The 14,457-nt window shown below is 70.4% G+C and carries 11 protein-coding genes; 8 read left to right on the forward strand and 3 right to left on the reverse strand.

Going from position 1 to position 14,457, the window contains the following annotated elements:
* The first annotated feature begins 90 nt into the window (after positions 1-90).
* The 6 genes from GXP76_RS02620 to GXP76_RS02645 all read left to right on the forward strand — a co-directional run bounded on the left by GXP76_RS02620 (position 91) and on the right by GXP76_RS02645 (position 7,314).
* Positions 91-1,452 (forward strand): ferric reductase-like transmembrane domain-containing protein, encoded by a 1,362-nt coding sequence (locus GXP76_RS02620; RefSeq protein ID WP_242569746.1) that lies wholly within the window; start codon positions 91-93, stop codon positions 1,450-1,452.
* A 29-nt stretch (positions 1,453-1,481) separates the two neighbouring features.
* The gene (locus tag GXP76_RS02625; RefSeq protein WP_242569795.1) at positions 1,482-1,925 is read left to right on the forward strand and encodes an FMN-binding protein; all 444 of its coding nucleotides are present in this window, start codon (positions 1,482-1,484) and stop codon (positions 1,923-1,925) included.
* Positions 1,926-1,959: 34 nt separating this feature from the next.
* On the forward strand, positions 1,960-2,739 hold the full coding sequence (locus GXP76_RS02630; protein WP_277992914.1) for an FAD:protein FMN transferase: 780 nt from the start codon (positions 1,960-1,962) through the stop codon (positions 2,737-2,739).
* 122 nt (positions 2,740-2,861) lie between these two features.
* Positions 2,862-5,294 (forward strand): heavy metal translocating P-type ATPase, encoded by a 2,433-nt coding sequence (locus tag GXP76_RS02635; protein ID WP_374359678.1) that lies wholly within the window; start codon positions 2,862-2,864, stop codon positions 5,292-5,294.
* A 257-nt stretch (positions 5,295-5,551) separates the two neighbouring features.
* Positions 5,552-6,238 carry a pyridoxamine 5'-phosphate oxidase family protein gene (locus tag GXP76_RS02640; protein ID WP_242569748.1) on the forward strand — a complete coding sequence of 229 codons (687 nt, stop codon included), beginning with the start codon at positions 5,552-5,554 and terminating at the stop codon, positions 6,236-6,238.
* A 656-nt stretch (positions 6,239-6,894) separates the two neighbouring features.
* Positions 6,895-7,314 (forward strand): CBS domain-containing protein, encoded by a 420-nt coding sequence (locus GXP76_RS02645; RefSeq protein ID WP_242569749.1) that lies wholly within the window; start codon positions 6,895-6,897, stop codon positions 7,312-7,314.
* 221 nt (positions 7,315-7,535) lie between these two features.
* On the opposite strand, the gene GXP76_RS02650 is transcribed toward GXP76_RS02645, so the two are convergent.
* Complete coding sequence (locus tag GXP76_RS02650; RefSeq protein WP_242569750.1) at positions 7,536-8,561, reverse strand: 6-phosphofructokinase; 1,026 nt, start codon at positions 8,559-8,561, stop codon at positions 7,536-7,538.
* 470 nt (positions 8,562-9,031) lie between these two features.
* Between GXP76_RS02650 and GXP76_RS02655 the strand changes: the two genes are divergently transcribed.
* On the forward strand, positions 9,032-10,258 hold the full coding sequence (locus GXP76_RS02655) for a Dyp-type peroxidase (RefSeq protein WP_242569751.1): 1,227 nt from the start codon (positions 9,032-9,034) through the stop codon (positions 10,256-10,258).
* Between the two features lie 90 nt (positions 10,259-10,348).
* Positions 10,349-12,040, forward strand: coding sequence for a serine/threonine-protein kinase (locus GXP76_RS02660; protein ID WP_242569752.1), 1,692 nt, complete (start codon positions 10,349-10,351; stop codon positions 12,038-12,040).
* A gap of 40 nt (positions 12,041-12,080) precedes the next feature.
* Here GXP76_RS02660 and GXP76_RS02665 read toward each other — a convergent pair whose 3' ends face one another.
* On the reverse strand, positions 12,081-14,162 hold the full coding sequence (locus GXP76_RS02665; RefSeq protein ID WP_242569753.1) for a PQQ-binding-like beta-propeller repeat protein: 2,082 nt from the start codon (positions 14,160-14,162) through the stop codon (positions 12,081-12,083).
* A gap of 105 nt (positions 14,163-14,267) precedes the next feature.
* Positions 14,268-14,402, reverse strand: a complete 135-nt coding sequence (locus GXP76_RS35500; RefSeq protein WP_277992909.1) for a hypothetical protein — start codon at positions 14,400-14,402, stop codon at positions 14,268-14,270.
* Between the last annotated feature and the right edge of the window lie 55 nt (positions 14,403-14,457).

A 14,457-nucleotide genomic window follows, 5' to 3' on the forward strand; every position in this document is an offset into this window, starting at 1 on the left:
TTCCTCTGAATACGGCCGCGGTGACCTCTTTCAGAGGAGCCTCAGAGGTCGCGTTGCGACGGTGGTCAGCACCCGGCGGAAAGAAGGCCCATGACTACCACGACCCCCGCGCGACACCGTGCGGACCGTGCCCCGCGACTGCGACGTCCGCGTTCGGTGGTGCCCCTGGTGGTGCAGGCCGTGATCTGGCTGGGCGCCGCGGGAGTCGTCGGCCTGTGGTGGAGTCACACCGCGTCGGTGGTGGGCGCAGGCGCGTGGCTGACGGACGCGGGCCGGATCACCGGACTTCTCGCGGGCTACGCCTGTGCGGTGCTGGTGGCGCTGATGGCCCGCGTCCCCCTGCTCGACCACAGCATCGGCACCGACCGGCTGGCGCGCTGGCACGCCCTCGGCGGTCGCTACACGATCTCGCTGATCCTCGCCCACACCCTGCTGATCATCTGGGGATACGCGCTCACGTCGGGCGACGGGCCGGTGAGTCAGACGAGCACACTGGTGTTCCACTATCCGGACATGCTCAAGGCCACCGCCGCCTTCGTGCTCTTCGTCGTCACCGCGTTCGTCTCGGCCCGCGCCGCGCGCCGCAGGATGAGCTACGAGACCTGGCACTATCTGCACTTCGCGACCTATCTGGCCGTCTTCCTCGCCTTCTTCCACCAGCTGAGCAACGGTGCCGACTTCGTCGGGCACCCGACCGCCCAGGCGGCCTGGTACACGCTGTATCTCGGGGTAGCCGCCCTCATCGGCTGGTACCGCTTCCTGGTCCCCGTACGGCGTTCGCTCCGTCACCGGCTGCGGGTGGCGGACGTCCGGCACGAAGCCCCCGGCATCGTCTCGGTGCACCTGACGGGGCAGCACCTGGACGAACTGAACGCACGGCCGGGGCAGTTCTTCCGCTGGCGCTTCCTGGCACCCGGCCTGTGGTGGACCGCCAATCCGTACTCCCTCTCCGCCCCGCCCCTCCCCCGTCATCTGCGGATCACCGTGAAGGCGACGGGAAAGCACAGCGCGGCGCTGGCGGGACTTCGGCCGGGCACCCGGGTGTGGGCGGAGGGACCGTACGGCGCCTTCACCGCGGCCCGCAGCAGATCGCGCAAGATCCTGCTGCTGGCGGGCGGCGTGGGCATCACCCCTCTCCGGGCCCTCTTCGAGACCCTCCCGGGAGAGGTGACCCTGATCTACCGGGCCCGCCGTCCGCAGGACATGGCGCTGTGCGCCGAACTCGACTCCGTAGCGGCGGCGCGGGGGGCCGTCGTGCACTACGTCGCGGGCGAACCCGCCACCAGCCGCTCCCCACTGACGGCGAGTGCGCTGAGCTCCCTGGTACCGGACCTCGCGGCCCACGAGGTGTATCTGTGCGGTCCGCCCGGGATGACCGACACCGCCAAGCACGCACTGCGTGACGCCGGTGTGCCCCGCCGTCACATCCACCACGAGTCGTTCGAGTTCTGAGGAGGCCCACCGTGCGCGCAGCGCCCACCATGCGCAGAGCCGTACTCGCCGCGGCGTCGACCAGCGCCCTCGTCGTCCTGCTCCTTACCCTCAAACCGCACCAGCCGGCCACCCCGGTGGGCGGTGCGTCACCACCGGCGGGGACGTCACCGGCCCCGACCGGGCCGGCGGCACCACCGGGCGGGTCCCGGCCGGGCACCGGCACCTACACGGGTGACGCCGTGTCCACCCAGTACGGCACGGTGCAGGTCGCGGCCACCGTCAAGGCCGGGAAGCTGACGGACGTCAAGGTGATCCAGGTGCCGTCCGGCAACGGACGCGACCAGCAGATCGCCGCGTACGCCGTGCCACGCCTGACGAAGGAGGCTCTGGCCACACACAGTGCGCACATCGACGCCGTCTCCGGGGCGAGCTACACCAGCCAGGGGTACATCCAGTCCCTCCAGAGCGCATTGGACAGGGCCGGTGCCTGACACCGGGCGCGGTCTGCGCCATGTCGAGCACGTCATGGGCACCGTCGTCTCCTTCGACATCCGGGACGGACGCGCCCCCGCGATCGAGGCGGCACTGAGCGAAGCGGTGTCCTGGCTGCACCATGTCGACGAGGTGTACTCCCCGTACCGGCCCGACAGCGCCGTCAGCCGTCTGGCCGGGCACGAGATCGGACCCGCCGACTGCTCCTCGGAGGTACGCGAGGTCCTTGATCTCTGCCGGGACGCGGTGCGGACCAGCGGCGGCTGGTTCAGCCATCTCGCGACCGGGGTCCTCGACCCGTCGGGGCTGGTCAAGGGCTGGGCGGTGGAGGGCGCGTCCCGGATCCTGTACGAGGCGGGGGCCCGCAACACCTGTCTGAACGGCGGCGGTGACCTGCGGCTGAGAGGCGAGGCGGCACCAGGCACTCCCTGGCGCGTCGGGATCGCCCACCCCCTGCGCCACGGAGAACTCTGCACCGTCGTCGAGGGTGGCGACCTGGCCATCGCCACCTCCGGAACAGCTCAACGCGGGACCCACATCGTCAATCCGCACCTCGCCGTACCCGCCGACGGCCTGGCGTCGGTCACCGTCACCGGCGACGGGCTCACGATGACCGACGCCTACGCCACCGCGGCCTTCGCGAAGGGAGAGTCGGCACAGGACTGGCTGGAGTCACTGGACGGTTACGAGGGATTCGCGGTGTTGCCTGACGGCGGGTCATGGCGCACCCACGGCTTCCCCGGTGAGACGGTGCGGCCGGCGCACAGCGCATCCGGTGTCCCGTCCCCTCTGTCACGACGCCCCCCGCGGTGAGCTGTCCCGCGCAACGGTGTGCCCCGATCGGCCGCGTTGTCCTGGCGCGGTGGACGGAGAGAGGGGACCCGGGAAGCTTTCATGGCGCCTGAGGCATTTCGCGCGATGGGCGGAGAACCGCTGTGGAACACGCAAGGATCCGGGGACGGCGTGGGAGAGAACAGGCTGCGCATGCCCGGCGGCTGCTGGAACCCGCGCTGTTGGCCGCGACGGCGGCCGCTCTGCTTGTCGGCGGGATCTTCTGGCTGGTCGGCGACCGGACTGTCGCCGACACTTTCTGGGTGGCGGGAACGGCACTCGCCTTGGTCCCCGCGATCGGCTGGGTCGTGGCCGCGTTGCGTAAGAGGCGGGCGGGCGTCGACCTGATCGCCGTGCTGGCGCTGGGCGGCACGCTGGCGGTCGGGGAGTATCTGGCAGGCGCCCTGATCGCGTTGATGCTGGCGACCGGGCGGGCACTCGACGCGGCTGCCGAGCGCCGGGCCTCGCACGATCTGAGGGCGCTGCTGGAGCACGCCCCGAGATCGGCGCATCGCCGCAGGGGACAGACGGTGTCCGTCGTCGCTCTCGCGGATGTGGCCGTGGGCGACACGATCGTGGTCGGATCCGGTGAGGTGGTGCCCGTGGACGGCCGGGTCACCGCCGGTACCGCACTTCTCGACGAGTCGGTGCTGACAGGAGAGTCCGCGCAGGTGGAACGCGGCACCGCGGACGTCGTGCGCAGTGGCGTGGTCAACGCGGGCGGTGTCTTCGAGCTGGAGGCGAGCGCGACCGCGGAGGAGAGCACCTACGCGGAGATCGTGCGGTTGGCTCAGCACGCCGGAGCCGAGCGGGCACCGACAGTACGGCTGGCGGAGCGTTACGCGGCGTGGTTCCTGCCCCTGTCGCTGGGAATGGCCGGGCTCGCCTGGGCGGTGAGCGGTTCCGCGGTGCGGGCGGTGGCGGTCCTGGTCGTCGCGACGCCCTGTCCGTTGCTGCTGGCGGCCCCCGTGGCAATCGTCTCGGGACTGTCCAGGGCGGCCCGCAGGGGCGTCATCGTGCGTGACGGCGGGGCACTGGAGAGGCTGGGACGGGCTCGCACACTGGTGATCGACAAGACCGGCACCCTCACCGCCGGCCGGCCGCGTGTGCTTGAGGTCGCGGCGGCCCCGGGCAGGACGACCTCCGAGGTACTGCGGCTCGCCGCGTCGCTGGATCAGATCTCCGTGCACATTCTGGCGGAGGCCATCGTCCGCGAAGCAGGCGCCCGGGGGCTGACCCTGTCGATGCCCGACCGGGCCGACGAGGAAGCCGGACGGGGAACCGCCGGTACGGTCGACGGCCACCGCGTCACCGTCGGGAAGACCGGTCTCGCCTCACAGGACCTGCCCGGCTGGGCACGGGCCGTCGACAACCGTGCCCTGCTCGACGGCGCCGCCGTCGCCTGGCTCACCGTCGATGACGCTCTCGCCGGCGCCGTACTGCTTCAGGATCCCCTGCGTCACGACGCCCCACGCACGGTCCGACGGCTGAGGACAGCGGGGCTGACCCGGCTGCTGATGCTCACCGGCGACCGCGCCGAGCCCGCACTCGAGGTCGGGGCCGTACTCGGCCTGGACGACGTCCGCTCGGGACAACTGCCCGCCGACAAGGTCGCCGCGGTTCGGGAGGAATGCGCCCGCGCCGTCACCATCATGGTGGGCGACGGCGTCAACGACGCGCCCGCTCTGGCCACCGCCGACATCGGGGTGGCCATGGGTGCCCGGGGATCCACCGCGACCTCCGAAGCCGCTGACATCGTGCTGACCACCGACCGGGTGGACCGCTTGGCCGATGCCATGGAAATCGCGGTACGGGCCCGCAGGATCGCCGTGCAGAGCGCTGTCGGCGGCATGGTGATGTCCCTGGCCGCCATGGCAGCCGCCCTGCTGGGCTGGCTGCGGCCGGCCCCCGGAGCACTCCTGCAGGAAGCGATCGACACAGCTGTCATCCTCAACGCCCTCCGTGCACTCCTGCCGGCACGGGGCAATCGGGTCGCCCTCGAAACCGACACCGAGACGCTGATCCAGCGTTTCGCGATGGAACACGAGGACCTCCGGGACACCCTTGACGCCATCAGAGAAGCCGCGGGCCTGATCTCCACCGACCAGGGACCGCAGGCCCTGCAGACGCTGCACCAGATCGACCGTCTGCTCACCGAGAGGCTGCTCCCCCATGAACACGCCGAGGAACAGCAGCTCTACCCGGCGCTGAGCAGACAGCTCGGCGGCCCGGCACACACCGAAACCATGAGCCGCGCCCACACCGAAATCGACCGCCTCGCCCGCCGCATCGCCACCCATCTCCAACTCGCGGACGAGTCCGGGTCGCTGCGCCCGGAACAACTCGACGACCTGCGGGCCTGCCTCTACGGGCTGCACACGGTCTTGCGTCTCCACTTCAGCCAGGAGGAGGAGAGTTATTTCTCCCTCTCCGCTTCCCCACCGGCCCTGGAATCGAACAACCCGAACCTGACCCGTACGGGCGATGGCCGGCGGCCTGCCCGCCTCGATCCACCTCGGCACCGCGACGGGGATTGATCATGGCTGCCCACCGTCGGCCACGGGGCCGACCGGCAGAGTGCGGCTCAGGTACGGGGTCTCCCGGGCCCGCACCATCCCGCGCCTGCTGATCTACCGCTACGACTCCCCGTCTTCCGGGGAATGCGCCTGAAACCTCAGGGAGACGTTTGCTGTCGCCTGCCCGGTCAGCCGGACACTCCACCGCTGGCGGGACGCCGAGACCCTGTGGTCCTCTGGGAACGGTACCGGGAGGCCCGGCGAAGGAGGCGAGGGTGGTGCGGGACAAGCGAACATCGCCGGACGACGGGGCCGAAGGCGTACCCAGGATGTCGGACGACACGGCCGACCGGGTGGAACTGCGCCGAATCCAGCTGGGACTCTCGCTGGCCGAGGTCGCGCACCGCGCGCACATGTCGCCGTCCTACCTGCGGGGGCTGGCTTCGCTGCACGGAGACTTCGACCCCGAGGGGCTTACCCGGCTGGCCGAGGCGCTGGACATGACACCATTCGAACTGCTCCACGGACGCGTCGAGCCGCCGCCCGGTCAGGGTGGCGCCGGGGCCCATCCGCGTCTGAGGCGACTCACGGAGCGCGAGTGCTGGAACCGGCTCGACACCCATGGGGTCGGGCGTCTGGCGTTCCCCGGGGATACCGCCCTCGTGGTCGTCCCGGTCAACTATCTCGTGGACGGCCGGAGCGTGGTGTACCGGACCCAGCCCGGAAGCGTCCCGGCGGTCGACGCGGGTACACCACTGTCCTTCGAGACCGACCACCTCGACGAGGCGCGGGCCTGCGGCTGGAGCGTCCTGCTGACGGGGACGACCGAGCACGTCACGGATCCCGCAACGATGAACGCCCTCGCGGACCGGGCGGGTTCACGCCCCTGGGCGGGCGGCTCGCGGCCCCTGTGGATCCGGCTGCTGCCGGAACACATCAGCGGCCGGGTCATCGATACATCCTGACAGGGCTGCCGCGGCCACGGCTGACAGGCCGGTCACAGCTCCTTCAGCCGGAGCACGACCTCTTCCACGGCTCCGAACTCTCGGCCCAGCAGGTTCGGACGACTTCGCGTACGACACGAAAGGGCCCGGCGGCCGCTCGGCGTCACAGCGTCACTATCCTCGGACTACGAAACCAGTCGTCCGCCGCGTGCTGATCTGCGGCAACTGGCTTGATCGGCAAGGGCCCCGATGTCCCGGTGTCGACGGACAAGGGCGCCATCACGTGTGGTCGCCTAGCACGCGCTGCCGGCGGCCGACGGCATCAGCGGCCCGGCCGTCGCCGACCTGCGTCGGCGCCGGGCGGGCGAGCACGAATCCGGACGCTCCGCCTCGGGGATGACGGGTCACCGGAAGACGACTCGACCGTGCGACCAGGTTCACTGGCCAGAGCCCGTTCTCGCGAAGAAAGCCATCGACGGGCCCGTCGCGAACCTGCACGGGATCCCGCTTCACCTCCTACGGGGCGGACGGAAACCATGAGGCGTCCGCCCGTTCCCCGCATGCACAGGCACGAGGACGAGCCGACACTGGAGTCGAAGACAAAGAATGGCCGGGACAGGCCGGATTTCGTGACCGCCTCCCGCGCCGCCGCCGACGACACACGAAGGAGAACCGAGATGACCACCGCCCAGGAGATCATGCACGCCGGCGCCACCTGCATCAAGGAGAACGAAACCCTGGAGGACGCGGCGCGCAGGATGAAGGAACTGGACGTCGGCGCCCTCCCGATCTGCGGCCCGGACGACCGGCTCCACGGAATCATCACGGACCGCGACATCGTCGTGGCGTGTCTCGCCAAGGGCAAGGACCCAAAGACCATGACAGCCGGCCACCTGGAGCAGGGCAAGCCGATCACGATAGACGCCGGAGCCGAGACGGACCAGGTCCTCCGGACAATGGAGGTACACCGGATCCGGCGGTTGCCGGTCATCGACGACCATCGCCTGGTCGGCATGATCAGCGAGGCGGACCTCGCACGTCACCTGCCCGAGGACCAGGTCGGCCAATTCGTCGAGGCCGTCTGCGCAGCTGCGTGACCGCGCACGGGCGGTGAAGCTGTTACCTGTGTCTGGCTTCCCTCGGCACGACCGGCGTCGCGTTCGACTCTCCGGACAGCGGGCACCGCTCCCCCTCCGGCATGAAGTACCGGGCGAGGGTGTCCTCCGAGACGCGAGCAGGACGCCACCCTGGAGCGGCTCCGCACCGACCGGCAGCTGCCCTGCCCGGGCTCGACCCGCTCCACCTGGAGGCGAGGTGATCAGCCGAAGAACACTCCGAACTCGTCGTACAGCGACGGATCCACCCTCTTGGTCCCCGTCCCGGCATCAGGGAGGGGGACACGGACGATGTCGGTGCCGCGCAGGGCCGTCATCGTGCCGAAGTCTCCGTCGTTGACCGCGTCGACGGCATGCAGCCCGAAGCGTGTGGCCAGCCACCGGTCGAAGGCGCTCGGAGTTCCGCCGCGCTGGACGTAGCCGAGGACCGTCGTACGGGCGTCCGTGCCGGTGCGCTGCGAGATCTCCTGGGCCAGCCACTCGCCGACACCGGACAGCCTCGCGTGGCCGTACTCGTCCAACGAACGGTCCTTGAGGATCATCCGGCCCTCCCGGGGCACGGCGCCCTCTGCCGCGACGACGATCGGCGCGTAGTTGAACTCGAACCGGCTCTTCACCCAGGCACAGACCTGATCGATGTCGAACGGCCGCTCCGGGACGAGGATCACGTTGGCGCCGCCCGCGACACCCGCGTGCAGGGCGATCCACCCGGAGTGCCGCCCCATCACTTCCACCACCAGGGTGCGTCTGTGGGACTCGGCGGTGGTGTGGAGGCGGTCGATGGCCTCGGTCGCGACGCCGACGGCCGTATCGAAACCGAATGTGTAGTCGGTGCCGGGAACGTCGTTGTCGATCGTCTTCGGCACGCCGACGAGGCGGATCCCCTGACGGTTCAGTTCGGCCGCCACGCCGAGTGTGTCCTCGCCGCCGATCACTACGAGGGCGTCGATACGGTGCGCGGCGAGAGTGTCCTGGATGCGCCGCACCCCGTCCTCGTGCTTGAACGGGTTGGTGCGGGACGAGCCGAGGATGGTTCCTCCGCGCGGAAGGATCCCCCGCACACCGGAGATGTCCAGCGGCAGGACTTCGTTCCGGAGCGCACCGAGCCAGCCGTCGCGCAGACCGACGAAATCGAAGCCGTACTCCTGAACACCCTTGCGGACAACGCTGCGAATCACCGCGTTCAAACCGGGGCAGTCACCTCCGCCGGTCAGCACTCCGACCCTCATGACTTCCTCCTCTCCACACTGGCGTGACCTCACAACAACAGGCCGCGACGCATCCGGCTGCTGCGTTTTCAGCGTGGGATCCGAGGAGCCGCGCCCCGCGCCGTTTGGGGTGGCCGGCTCGTGGCCTCCGGAGAGGGCGCCGAGACGGGGCCGTACCCCGAAGAACCGCGCGCCGCGCCCTGAAGCGGCAACTGAACTTCCAGTGTCGGCTCCTCGTCCCCCCTGCGCATTCCGGGAGCCCTGCCCAGATCCCCGGAGCGTCGCGACCGCCCTCGTGCGGAGGACGGTTGTTGGTTCCCGGGCCAAGATGCCCCTTGCCGGCCGCTGAACGGCACACCGGCTCTTCCGGTCTCGCACTCGCCATAGGCCATACGGATGCGGGAGGGGTCTTCCTCGATCAGCCATCGTCTGCGCCGGGTAGTGCTGAGTGGGCCAGAGCGGGCCGTACAGATCCCGAAGAGAGAACGGCTATGACGGAAAGTGACCAGCGCCGGGAAGGCTGTCCCGGCCGGCGTGTCGTCGTGAAGGGAGCCGCGAGTGTCGTCGGGGCTGCGGGGCTGACCGGCACGATGGCGGTGGGCGCTGCTTCCGGCACGCCGGCGGTCGGCTCGGACGCGGGGCGGGTGCCGTTCCACGGTGCGCACCAAGCGGGGATCCTCACCCGGCAGCAGCGGTTCGGCGGGTTCGTAGCCTTCGACGTGCTCGCGCACGACCGCGCCGGGCTGACGGCGCTTCTCAAGAAGCTGACCGCGCGGTGCCGCACCCTGACGGCGGGTGTCACGCCGCAGGACCCGGACGTGGCCGCATTGCGGGACCCGGAGGACCAGCTGACCATCACCGTCGGGGTGGGGGCCTCACTGTTCGACGGGCGGTACGGGCTGGCGGGGGCGCTGCCGCCCGGACTCGCCTTGATGCCGGAGTTCCGGGGGGACCGGCTCGATCCGGGAAGCTGCCACGGCGATCTCTCGGTGCAGGTCTGCGCCCAGCACCCGGACGCCGTCCTCCATGTCGTACGGGACCTTGCCCGGGAGACCTCGGGACTGCTGCGGACCAGGTGGCGGGCCAACGGCTTCCTCAACCCGCCGCGCCCCGAGGGCGCCCCGCGGTCGTTCGTCGGCTTCAAGGACGGCACCGCGCACCCGGACACGGCCTCGGCGCGGGAGATGAACCGGCTGGTCTGGGTCGGGCCGGAAGGGCCGGGCTGGGCTCGTGGCGGGAGCTACCAGGTTCTCCGCACCATCCGGCTGCGGGCCGAGGCGTGGGACCGGGTCCCCCTCGGCGAGCAGGAACGAATCTTCGGGCGACGCAAGTCGACCGGAGCGCCGCTCGACGGACGCAAAGAGAGCGACCTGCCCGACTACGGGCGGGACCCGCAGGGGCGGGTCACACCGCTGGACTCCCACATCCGCCGGGCCAATCCGCGCACCCCCGGGAGCGAGGACTCGGTCCTGCTGCGCCGGAGCTACAACATCGACCGGGGCCTCGCACCCGACGGGACGCTGGATGTGGGTCTGATCTTCTGCTGCTACCAGCGGGACATCAAGCGGCAGTTCGCGACCGTGCAGAAGAGACTGGAGGGCGAGCGGTTCGCCGACTTCAGCACCACGACGGGCGGTGGCTACTTCCTCGCGCTGCCGGGGGTGGCCGACGCCTCGGACTGGTACGGCTCAGCCCTGCTCGGCTCGGCTCGGGAGTGACATCGAACGGCAAGCCGATCTGAGACGCGTCGCGGTCCGTGCGGCCCGATGCGGTGCTGAAGGCACGGACGGGCCCACTACTCTGCACACATGGTCGAAGGCCAGAGCGGTGAAGTCATAGACGGACGCTTCGAGTTGGTGGAGCGGCTGGGCAGCGGCGGCATGGGCACCGTGTGGCGGGCCCGTGATCTGGTGCTGCACCGCGAGGTCGCCGTCAAGCAGGTCACCCCACCGGCTCCGGATCTCGCTCCCGGGGGCGCCGGGGCCTCCGGAGTGCTGCGCGAACGCGTGCTGCGTGAGGCCCGCGCACTGGCCCGGATCAGCAACCCGCACGTAGTGACCGTCCATCATGTCGTGGAGGACGGCGAAAGCTCCTTCCCCTGGCTCGTGATGGAGCTGGTGCCGGGCGGCAGCCTGGCTGATCGCCTGGACCAGGGGACGCGGATGGAGCCGCGGGAAGGCGCTCGTATCGGCCGACAGGTGCTGGCCGCGCTGCGCACCGCACACGCCGCCGGTATCTGCCACTGCGACGTGAAACCCGCCAACGTGCTGCTGCGCCCGGACGGCACCGCGGTACTCACCGATTTCGGCATCGCGGCCCTCCAGCGGACCGACCCGGCCCTCGCCACGGGCGCGTCCGCGGCGCTGACCGCGACCGGTGAGCTGATCGGTACGCCCGAGTACATCGCACCCGAACGCATCAGAGGCAAGGACGACGATCCCGCCTCGGACCTCTGGTCGCTGGGCATCACCCTGTACGTCTGCATGGAGGGCCACAGCCCCATGCGACGGCCGACCGCGCTTGCCACCATGGCGGCCGTCCTTGACGGCGAGATACCACCGCCCGTCCGGGCCGGGGCCCTGGCCTCCGTGCTGAGGGAACTCCTCGTCGTCGATCCGGCGCAGCGGCCCTCGGCCGAACGGCTCGACGCGATGCTGGCTGCCGTCGCGGAGGGCACGGGACCGACCGTGCGGCTCCCGCAGGCCGGTCCACCCGCCCCGACCGTCAGGGCCACCGCCCCGGCGCCCGAACCCGACACCCCGTCTGCCGCACCACCCTCTTCGTCGCCCTCCCCTTCGCCGCCGCTCCGGCGCCGGCGGACCTGGCTGACCGCCGGCTCGGCGGTGTTGGCGGTGGCAGTGACGGCAACGGCGGTCTACCTCGTCAACGGCCCGTTTGACGACGCGGAAGGTTCGGCGGACCCGAGCAGCGGCAGCGCCCCACCGAACAGACTCGGTCTCTGGGAACCCGGAACCCTCAAGGTCGCGGTGAACGACGGCACGGTACCCCCGTCCGACGGCGACACCCCCACCATCGGCCCCGATCTGGCGCGCGCACTCGGCGATGAACTCGGCCTGAAGGTGGAGCTTTTCGACGTCGACGGCCCGAGCGACATGGTCAGCGGCCTCCTGAACCGGGAGAACGAGTACGACTTGCACCCAGGTCCACCCTCGGAAACTTTCGACGTGCTCATGCCGGGCACCCCGGACGACTTCGGCCGCGGGGAGGAGCGGGACATGGCCCTCATTCACTACCTCGACATCGGATACGCCGTCGTCGCCCCGTGGGAGACCGCTCAGGACATCCGGTCGAAGGCCGACCTCACCGATGACATCCCGCTGGGCATGGCCGTGGACCGCTCGGACACTGCCCTGCGCGACGCGCTGATGAAGGCCTTGGACAAGCTGATCACCAACGGTGAGTACGCAGACATCCTCAAGGCCCAGGGCCTGGAGCACGGCGCCGTCACCAAAGCCGGGATGGTCCGTCACGGCTTCTGAGCGGCACCGCCGTGCCGACGTCCAGGGGTTCCTGGACAAGTTACGCCGGGCTGTCCCTGATGGCGGTTTCCAAGGCGTACACGTTGTGGTCCGAGCTGCTGACGTGCACGACCCCGTCGGCCACCGCGGGCGACGATCGGACCTTGCCGCCGGTGGCGTAGCTCCAGTTCTTGCTGCCGTCGGCCGCGTCCAGGGCGTACACGCTCTGGTCCGAGCTGCCGACGTACACGACTCCGTCGGCCACGGTCGGCCTCCCTTCGACCCTGTCGCCGGTGCCGAACGCCCATTTCTTGTTGCCGGTCGCCGCGTCCAGGGCGTACACCCTCTTGCTGTTGCTACCGACGTACACGACCTCGTCGGCCACAGTCGGCGACGACCTGACCCAGTCGAAGGTGCTGAAGTCCCACTTCCTGTTGCCGGTCGCGGCGTCCAGGGCGTACACCCTCTTGCTGCTGCCGATGTACACCACCCCGTCGACCACCCTTGGCGACGTGAAGCCCCAGTCCTCCGGCTCGTTGCTCCACACATTCTTGTTGCGGAAGCCCCAGTCGCTCGCGCCGACTGCCCACGCCTCCGCCCCGGTGGCCGCGTCCAGGGCGGACATCGACTTGTAGCCCGCGATGTACACCACCCCGTCGACCACCGCCGGTGGCTTGAGGCCGGAATCGCGGGAGACCGCCCACCTCTTCTTCCCCGTTGCCGCGTCCAGCGAGGTCACGGTGGAGCTGCCGCCGATGTACACGGCCCCGTCGGCCACGGTCGGAGCCGGTTCGAGCTTGTCGGCGGTGGGGTAGTGCCACTTCCTCTCCCCGGTGGCGGCATCCAGGGCGTACACCCGCCCGTCGCTGCTGCCGACATACACCACCCCGTCGAGCACCGCCGGAGCCGTCTCGACCCTGTCGGCAGTGGGGTAGTGCCACTTCTCCTCCCCGGTGGCGGCATCCAGGGCGTACACCCGCCCGTCGCTGCTGCCGACATACACCACCCCGTCAGCCACCGTGGGCGACGATGTGACCGCGCCGCCGACGCCGTGCCGCCACCGGAGACGCGGATCGGAAGTGTCCGCACCGGACGTGTCCCGGTCGTCGAACAGGTTGGCCGCGGCGACGACACCCGTAGCGACGGCAGCGGCGCCACCGGCACCGATACCGAGCCGCAAGGCGGTACGACGGCTGATGCGGCGGCCCGGCGGCGGTGTGCCCGCGGCCGGTCGCGGCACAGGTGCCGGTTCCTGCGTTCGGGCTGTACCTGGGCCGGCAGCGGCGAAGGGGGTGGTGGCTGTCTCCGTGTCCGCGTCGGACACATGTGATCCGGCACCGGGAGCGGTGGCCGAGGCGGAGGCGGAGGAAGACAGTTCACGAAGGCGTTCGCAGACCTCGCCCGCTGACGAGGGGCGGTCGTCGGGATCCTTGGCAAGGAGCGCCATGACCAGATCGTCCAGGGCGGCGGGGACACCCGGTCGGGCCCGGCCCGGCGGCTCGGGGGCCGTGTACAGGTGCGCGGCCATCATCGCGACCGCTTCCGCGGACTGGAAAGGGGTGCTTCCGGTGAGAAGCTCGTGGAGCACGCAACCCAGGGAGTACAGGTCGGAGCGGGGATCGGCAGGGTGATCACCGAAGCGCTCGGGGGGCATGTAGGCGAGTGTGCCGATCACTTTGCTCGACTTGTGCGTGGCCGCGATGTACCGGGCGATGCCGAAGTCGAGGATTTTGATGTGATCGTCCGGGGTGGCCATGAGGTTCGCCGGTTTCAGGTCCCGGTGCACGACTCCGGCCGTATGGGCGGCCTGGAGCGCCGCGGCCGTCTGTGCCGTCCAGTCCACGGCAGTGGGTATCTGTGCCGCGCCGTCCTCACGGAGTACCGTGTCCAGGCCCCGTCCGGTGACGAACTCCATCACCAGGTAGAGGGTGCCGTCGTCAGGGTCCTGCCCCAGGTCGAAGACCGTCACCACGCCCGTGTGGCTCAGGCCGCCGGCGGTTCGAGCCTCGCGGAAGAACAGTTCCGCGCCGGACGCGTCCCGTCTGTCGTGCGGCAGCAGCTTGACCGCGACTCGGCGTTCGATCAGACGGTCGCGCCCCTCCCAGACCTCCCCCATACCGCCCCGGCCAACGAAATCGACCAACTCGTAACGGCCGCCCACAACCCGCAAAGCCACCCACCCCTGTCCGGACGCCACGCGTCACACCCGACCCGCTCCTGCGGAACCGCATCGACGATCCCACACCCACTACCTGCGCACCGGCAGTTGCCCGACGACCAGCCGGAAGACCGCGCGGGGCCGGTCCTCGGTCAGCGTCCGCGGGTGGGCACCGGGCACGGTCGGGTGGCCGTGGCTCATGCGTCTCGGGGCGAACCGGCTCACCTTCAGCGGGATGTGCCGGACACGGCCTGGGGGGTGTCCGCGAAGTGGCGCCGTC

This window comes from Streptomyces sp. NP-1717, from assembly GCF_022695985.1.
GTDB lineage: Bacteria > Actinomycetota > Actinomycetes > Streptomycetales > Streptomycetaceae > Streptomyces.

What these genes read in the sequence shown, in the direction of transcription:
- GXP76_RS02620 (WP_242569746.1), top strand. Translation starts at nt 91, where the DNA reads ATGACTACCACGACCCCCGCGCGACACCGTGCGGACCGTGCCCCGCGA.
- GXP76_RS02625 (WP_242569795.1), top strand. Translation starts at nt 1,482, where the DNA reads ATGCGCAGAGCCGTACTCGCCGCGGCGTCGACCAGCGCCCTCGTCGTC.
- GXP76_RS02630 (WP_277992914.1), top strand. Translation starts at nt 1,960, where the DNA reads ATGGGCACCGTCGTCTCCTTCGACATCCGGGACGGACGCGCCCCCGCG.
- GXP76_RS02645 (WP_242569749.1), top strand. Translation starts at nt 6,895, where the DNA reads ATGACCACCGCCCAGGAGATCATGCACGCCGGCGCCACCTGCATCAAG.
- GXP76_RS02650 (WP_242569750.1), bottom strand. Translation starts at nt 8,561, where the DNA reads ATGAGGGTCGGAGTGCTGACCGGCGGAGGTGACTGCCCCGGTTTGAAC.
- GXP76_RS02655 (WP_242569751.1), top strand. Translation starts at nt 9,032, where the DNA reads ATGACGGAAAGTGACCAGCGCCGGGAAGGCTGTCCCGGCCGGCGTGTC.
- GXP76_RS02660 (WP_242569752.1), top strand. Translation starts at nt 10,349, where the DNA reads ATGGTCGAAGGCCAGAGCGGTGAAGTCATAGACGGACGCTTCGAGTTG.